Source organism: Marinifilum sp. JC120 (assembly GCA_004923195.1).
Classification (GTDB): Bacteria; Desulfobacterota; Desulfovibrionia; order Desulfovibrionales; family Desulfovibrionaceae; genus Maridesulfovibrio.
The window spans coordinates 83,571-90,844 of record RDSB01000020.1 but is presented as its reverse complement, the minus strand read 5'-3'; the positions used below and the strand labels follow the sequence as shown (position 1 = coordinate 90,844).

Sequence of the window (7,274 nt, the reverse complement as noted above, 5' to 3'; positions counted from 1 at the left end):
CTATCTTGAAATTTTTTATAACAGGAAACGCAGACATGCTGGGATCGGCTATGTCTCACCGGAGCGATTTGAGCAGGACTATTACCATAAACAACAACTAGCTGCTTAACCTAAAAATGGGGTGTCCGTTTTTTGTGTAGCATTTCAAGTTGCTTAAATCCGTCTTAGAGGTAGGCAACATATTATTGGGGGCAACCACCTTCCCTCTTGTCATAATTCCTCCCCCTGTGGCATGGTTAAAAGAATTATAAAACCATCCTACACACAGGAACAAATTATGACCTTTGAAGAATTGATTGCCACCACTGCTCAGCCAGTTATTGTCGCGAACATTAACGGAATCATCACAGCAATAAACGGCCCTTTCACAGCTGAATTCGGCTGGATCGAATCTGACCTTATAGGTAAATCGCTGACGACCATAATCCCTTCCGCCCTGCGCGATGCTCATCAATTAGGATTTTCGGCTTATGCATCAACCGGAAAGGCATCCTTGCTGGGGCAGCACCTCGACCTTGAAATAGTGAAAGAGGACGGTTCTGTTGTACTTGCAGACCATTACATATTGAGCGGAAATATTGATGGCCGAAAAGCATTTGCTGCACAGATAACATTCCGGCAAGAAGGCTAATACCATGAAAGGAAGGGATGAACTGATTATAGAACTCCGTTCTGTAATCGGGCGGCTTGAAGCAGTGCTCAGCTCAATTGATGAGGCAATTCTTTGGACCGACGATCAAGGTAATACCAAATGGTGTAATGATAGCTTTGCACGGTTGATCGGCTTAAAACGCATATTTATTATGGGTAAACCGGTCACAGAATTGTTTCCACTCTACCAACGGGAGCAGAAACTTCCTCCAGAAGCCCATCCTCTTTCTGTTGCTTTGCGCAATCAAAGCTCACAACAGGGAAATTACACATTCGGACCCGAGAACATCCCTTTTGTTGTTAAGGTTCAATATCTCCAATCGCTGGAGGGTCCACCTACAACTATCATCATCGCCCGTGACTCGTCACAGGAAAAAGAACTGGCTGAGTTTCGAATTCAAGGTGCCGCCCTTTCTGCTGCTGCCGATGCCATTGTCATTCTGGACAATTTAGGGCGGGTGCACTGGATTAACAAAGCCTTCACCTCCATGACCGGATATAATTTCGACGAAGTATACGGGAAAACCCTGAAAATTCTCAAATCAGGAAAACAACCACCTGCGTTCTATAAAAAATTATGGTCTACAATCCTTGCCGGGAAATCATGGACCGGAGAACTTATAAATCGGCGTAAAAACGGGGAAACATACTACGAAGAGCAGAGCATAACCCCGGTTCTTGATGGGCGGGGCAAGGTCAGCAACTTTATTGCTATCAAAAGTGACATCACCGAAAAAAAAATGGCTCAGAAATCTCTTGAAGATCGTGAGGCCAAGCTTTCCGCACTTTTTAACGGAGTAATTGATGCCATTGTTACGGCTGATTCAAGTGGAAAAATATTATCGGTAAACCCGGCTACAGAAAAAATCTTCGGCTACGACCCCGGTGAATTAGATGGAAAGAATGTACGAATCCTTGTTCCCCCGGAGCTACGACCCAATCATGATAGTTTTATCAGGCGTTATCTAAAAACAGGCATCCCAAAAGTAATTGGAATCGGAAGGGAAATAGAGGCGGTACGTAAGGATGGATCACGTCTTCCCATCGACCTTTCAATCAATGAAATCCGTACCCCGGATGCCGTCATGTTCACCGCTGTTGTGCGTGATATTTCTGAACGTAAAGAACAGGAAAGACAGCTTCGGATGCTCAACGAACAGTTAGAGCAATTGGTTGATGAACGCACCGCTGACCTGACCCGCAAAACCGAAGAACTTACCGTGGAGGTGGCTGAGCGCAAAAAAGCCGAAATGGAAATGCGCCAGAACCGGGAATTGTTACGTTCTTTACTGGATGGAATTTCCGCTGCCTTTCTCATTATCGACCTCGAAAAAAGGATTATTGCCGAAACAAATACAATAGCGGAAATCATGTTCGGTTTGGCAAGGGGGCAAATGGTAGGCCGCAATTGCGATAGAATTTTTGCCAGTCAAGGTAAGTATCAGGAAGAAATCTGCCCCAAATCGTATGAAACAGAATCAACCAGAGAAACCGTGATAATCGGTAATGACAGTCACACGTTGCCCGTTACCCGCCATGTGTTGCCTATCACCATAGGTTCCCGTCCACATCTGGCGGTAATTTTGTTTGATATTTCAGAACGTAAAAACCTTGAACGCAAGTTGGAAATGGCCCGCAAGCTTGAGTCTATTGGCAGACTGGCATCCGGCATCGCTCACGAGATCAACACTCCCATTCAGTACGTGGGTAACTCGGTCCATTTTCAAAAGGAAGCATTTGCCGATTTCCTAAAAATCCACGAAATGGATAGTCGCATTCTTTATGAGTGCCGCAAGGCCGGGCTTTTTCCGGATTTGCTGAATGAACGGGACCGTATGGCGGAAGATGAAGACCTTGGATTTATTGTCAATGAAATTCCGGAATCATGCGACCGAGCTCAAGAAGGAGTCAGCCGTGTTGCCGGAATCGTGCAGGCAATGAAAGATTTTTCACATCCCGGACAACAGAAAAAACAACCCGCGGACATTAATAATCTGATCACCACCACGGCTGCGGTTTCGCGCAATGAATGGAAGTATTTTGCGAAAATAGAAATGCAGCTTGGAGAAATTCCGTTGGTAAAATGCTTTCAAGGCAATATAAATCAGGTCCTACTGAATATGATCGTCAACGCCGCACATGCCATCAAAGACAAATATGAAGGCTCAGGTCAAACCGGGAAAATAATTATTTCAACATATTTGGAAGGTGATGAGGTTTTAATCAGCATAAGCGATGACGGGGCCGGTATTCCCGAATCGGTCAAAGATAAAATATTCGAGCCATTTTTTACTACCAAAAGGGTAGGAGAAGGCAGCGGGCAAGGGCTTGCTATTGTCCACGACATTATAATTAGCAAGCATGGCGGAACCATAGACCTTGAGTCCTTTCAAGGAGAAGGTACAACTTTCACAATCCGGCTGCCTCTCAGTTAATTACTCAAGGTCCTGTATTATAAGAGTATCGGTCAATAATGAGAGCTTCTTACTATGTCCTCAATATAGCCTTAACCCTAAAAAATTATTTATTTAATAGACCTTTTGCCAGAATTTAGACTATTATCATACCAAAGCTTAACTCTATACAGATTTGCTGAGGTTTGCACAGATGAAGCCCAGAATTCTCTTTGTTGACGACGACCCGAATATACTCACTTCCTTTCGTAGTCTGCTGCGTAAAGAATTTAAAATTGATACTGCCGACCATCCCGAAAAAGGGTTGGCACTATTCAAAGAAAACGGCCCGTATCCCGTTGTTGTATCCGACCTTAAAATGCCGGATATGGACGGGCTGGAATTCCTTGCGGAAATTGAAAAGCTGGATGAAGACGCTATCGGGGTAATTCTGACCGGCCATGCGGATATCAAGGCTGCTGTAACAGCTCTCAATCAGGGACATGTTTTCCGCTTCCTGACCAAGCCTGCGGAACGTGACACAATCACCAGCGTCATCAACGCCGGGCTGAAACAGCATAAATTGATTACCGGAAACAAACAAAAAGCCCGTATTATCAAGGAAGATCTTGCAGCCGCCGCATTCATCCAACACAGCTTTCTTCCGCAAAAGAGCTGTTCTTTAGGCCGGGTCTGCCTGAACTGGCTGTTTAAGCCGAGCGACTATGTGGGCGGTGATATGTTTAATCTAGTGGAGTTGGATGATAATCACACCGCTTTTTATCTCATGGACATCAGCGGACACGGTGTTTCGGCCGCCTTGGCGGCTGTTTCCGTAGCGCGGCTTCTTTCGCGTTCGGACCACTTCACCGGGCAGCATAATACGATTATTCCACCGTCTGACCTGCTCCGGCAGCTGGATGCGGACTTCCCTATTGAACGGATGAACAAACATTTCACCATGTTCTACGGAGTGGTCAGTAAATCCGAACAAACTTTGACCTACAGCAGTGCCGGACACCTTCCCCCACTTCTATTGCGCAAAGACGGGAGTATTGAGCATCTTGAAAAAGGCGGGAGCGTTATCGGGGTCGGAGCAGGTATTCCCTTTGAACAGGAAACCGTCTCATTCTCTCCCGGAGACCGTCTCATCAGCTACACCGACGGAATTTCAGAATATGAATCTCCAAGTAGAGAGCAATTCGGATCACCACGCCTTGAATCCTGCGTGCTTGACCATAACAGGGAAGGGTCAAAACCTCTGCTGGATTGTATTTATAATGAAATGCTGGCCTTTGGCGATAATCACCCCCTGCAAGATGATGTAACTCTGTGCTGCCTTGAATTCTCCGAGGAACAATCATGAGTTCCAATTTCCTGCCGTACGACCTTTATTCTTCTATGGCCCGGCGCATGGGTGAAGAAACTGTCTCCCGACGTTTAAGGATGCAGGTTGACCATGCCGCTTCAATATACGGCAAAGGGTTCGGACGCATTCATCTGGAAAATTTGGATACATTCATAAATTTTGTGGATACGGCATTGCGCTTAAGTAGGATGCGCGAACGGGGCAGGCGTAACAGTCTGGATTTTAAAATAGTAAAAAATGAAGTCTATATTCCCGGATTACCGGAACCGCTTGACGAACTTAGGATACTGCACCTGACCGACATCCACATCGATGGTTTCATTGACGGCGGGGAGGCTTTATTTTCCATGATTGCCCCTTTGCGTTGTGACCTCTGTGTGCTTACCGGGGATTATCGTTTGCTGACCCACTATAGCCATGAGCCATCCGCTATAGGCATGTCCCGACTAGTTACCCAGATAAACGCTTCCCACGGGGTATACGGTATACTGGGAAATCACGATTTCATTGAACAGATCCCGGACCTTGAGGAAAGTGGGGTACGTATGCTGCTCAATGAGGGTGAGGTCATCAAATACAACGATGCCGAGCTCTTTCTTGCCGGGGTGGATGATCCTCATTTTTATGGTACCCATGACTTAAAACGTGCTTTTCGTTCCAAAATAAAAAATCTGCCTACCATACTGCTCAGTCATTCCCCGGAACTGTACTCCGAAGCTGCGCAGCAGGAAGTTGACCTCTACCTATGCGGACACACTCACGGCGGACAGATCTGTTTGCCGGGCGGTATCCCCATCATCACCCATGCCAATTGTCCGCGTACCATGACTACCGGCAAATGGAAGTATGGCAATATGCACGGTTACACCTCACGCGGGGCCGGGTGTTCCGGTGTGCAGGCCCGATTCAATTGTCCTCCGGAAATCACTATCCATATCCTGCGCAGTACAGGGGGAAGATCATGAACGGCCAATTTTTTATGAATCGTCGGTTCAGTGCTGATTTGAAAAACCTGTCTATAAGTGCAGAAATGGTCAGGCAGTGCAGGACCATACTGCCCATGGATAATAAAACCGGGCAGGATATTGATCTTGCTGTTTCAGAAGCAGTCTCAAACGCTATCCGGCATAGCAATTCTCCAAAGGATTCCAGCATTGCCCTGCGTTTAATCTCAAATGGAATCAAATTGATTATTGAAGTGGAGGATTCCGGTCCTGGCTTTGATTTTGAACTGATCCAAACTCCTGATTTGGATGTTCCGCAAGAAGGCGGCTACGGTCTATTTTTGATCAAGCAGGTCATGGACTCGGTCAAATATGAACGCAGACAAGACGGAAATATCCTGACCATGGAAAAACAATTTGCACCCAAAGGGGATATATAAATGGAATACCTGCTCGTAGTCCTCTCAGTTACCATGACCACTCTGGGCCAGATTTTCCAGAAACTGGGGGCGGTGCGGATTAAGGAAGAAATGTCCGGGGGTAAATCAGTTCTCGCCGCCGCGGCAAACATCCATATATTCATGGGAATCACCGCCCTTGGACTAGGGGCATTTCTCTGGCTCATGGTTCTTTCTCGCATGGAGCTAAGCCTTGCCTATCCAATGATGAGCCTCGGCTACGTGCTGGTAACCATCGCCTCAAAATATTTTTTTAAAGAGGAAATTCCCATGCATCGCTACATCGGCATTGCAACCATCATACTGGGCATAGTCCTAATCTCAAGGAGTTAGACTATGAAATCTTACCTTCTTGTTGCCTGCTCAGTAATTCTCGGTGTTTTGGGACAGCTTTTCATGAAAAAGGGCATGACCGTGCTCGGCCCGTTGGGCGAGCCATCCATCATGACCGCTTTTGCCATTGTCTTTCAACCGTGGGTATTCGGCGGTCTTGTTTCATATGGCTTGGCTATGATGATATGGGTGGCGGTCTTAAGCCGCCTTGATCTCAGTTATGCCTACCCGTTGCTTAGTTCCGGTTATGTGCTGGTGGCTATCGGCTCTTGGTGGATGTTCGGGGACTCAATTTCCGCAACACGTTGGGCCGGAATTCTGGTAATATCGGTAGGAGTTGTCTTCACGGCAAAAAAATGAGGTTTCTCATGAGCGATAAAAACTTTGAATATTACCTTTCAGTGGTCATCCCGGCCTACAACGAACAGGAGCGCATTGCCGATACTCTATACACGGTAAAGGAGTTCCTCGACGGACAACCGTATAGAAGCGAGATCATCATCGTGGATGACGGCAGTCGGGACTGGACCACCGAAGTGGTCAAGACTGTGGATATCTACAATCAGGAGATGAAGGAGCAGAATGTCAGTGCCATTATGGAAAATGTAAAAAATGTAGGCAAAGGCTTTTCCGTGGCCCGCGGCATGCTGCGCGCCAAAGGAAAATTCGTGCTCTTTTCCGATGCCGACCTATCCACGCCCATTGGGGAAATCGACAAGCTTTTGCCCGTGCTCGAACAGGGCTGCGATATCGCCATCGGCTCAAGGCGTATGGCGGAATCGGAAGTTGAAAAGAAACCTTTTTACCGCGATTTGATGAGTTTCATCTTTAACTCAGTGGTAGGACTGTTCGCTATTCGCGGCATCAAGGACACCCAGTGCGGATTCAAAGTCTTCCGCAACGAGGTGGCCCACCAGATTGCCGACAAGCAGAAGCTGTACGGGTTCAGCTTTGATGTGGAGCAGCTTTTTCTGGCCCGCAAGCTTGGATACTGCATCGAAGAAGTGCCCGTTAAATGGGAACATGCCGAAGGATCAAAAGTGGACCCGTTGCGCGATTCAATCCGCATGTTCATGGATGTGATGCGCATTCGGATGTTGCATAGGAATTTGTAAGAGGAGAAATT

At 46.8% G+C, this 7,274-nt stretch carries 8 protein-coding genes; all 8 read left to right on the top strand.

All coding sequences use genetic code 11. The features are described from left to right. Positions 1-232 precede the first annotated feature (232 nt). Positions 233-631 carry a PAS domain S-box protein gene (locus tag D0S45_17150; GenBank protein TIH12878.1) on the top strand — a complete coding sequence of 133 codons (399 nt, stop codon included), beginning with the start codon at positions 233-235 and terminating at the stop codon, positions 629-631. A gap of 4 nt (positions 632-635) precedes the next feature. Further along, on the top strand, positions 636-3,086 hold the full coding sequence (locus tag D0S45_17145; protein TIH12877.1) for a PAS domain S-box protein: 2,451 nt from the start codon (positions 636-638) through the stop codon (positions 3,084-3,086). A gap of 172 nt (positions 3,087-3,258) precedes the next feature. Continuing rightward, positions 3,259-4,410: a response regulator gene (locus D0S45_17140; GenBank protein ID TIH12876.1), complete on the top strand. Its 1,152-nt coding sequence runs from the start codon at positions 3,259-3,261 to the stop codon at positions 4,408-4,410. After that, on the top strand, positions 4,407-5,378 hold the full coding sequence (locus D0S45_17135) for a metallophosphoesterase (GenBank protein ID TIH12875.1): 972 nt from the start codon (positions 4,407-4,409) through the stop codon (positions 5,376-5,378). Before D0S45_17140 ends, D0S45_17135 begins: the two co-directional genes overlap by 4 nt. After that, the gene (locus D0S45_17130) at positions 5,159-5,797 is read left to right on the top strand and encodes an ATP-binding protein (GenBank protein TIH12874.1); all 639 of its coding nucleotides are present in this window, start codon (positions 5,159-5,161) and stop codon (positions 5,795-5,797) included. The genes D0S45_17135 and D0S45_17130 overlap by 220 nt, the downstream gene beginning before the upstream one ends. After that, positions 5,798-6,148, top strand: a complete 351-nt coding sequence (locus D0S45_17125) for a transporter (GenBank protein ID TIH12873.1) — start codon at positions 5,798-5,800, stop codon at positions 6,146-6,148. 3 nt (positions 6,149-6,151) lie between these two features. Continuing rightward, positions 6,152-6,508 carry a 4-amino-4-deoxy-L-arabinose transferase gene (locus D0S45_17120; protein ID TIH12872.1) on the top strand — a complete coding sequence of 119 codons (357 nt, stop codon included), beginning with the start codon at positions 6,152-6,154 and terminating at the stop codon, positions 6,506-6,508. Next, positions 6,505-7,263 carry a glycosyltransferase family 2 protein gene (locus D0S45_17115; protein ID TIH12871.1) on the top strand — a complete coding sequence of 253 codons (759 nt, stop codon included), beginning with the start codon at positions 6,505-6,507 and terminating at the stop codon, positions 7,261-7,263. The genes D0S45_17120 and D0S45_17115 overlap by 4 nt, the downstream gene beginning before the upstream one ends. The last annotated feature ends 11 nt before the right edge of the window (positions 7,264-7,274 follow it).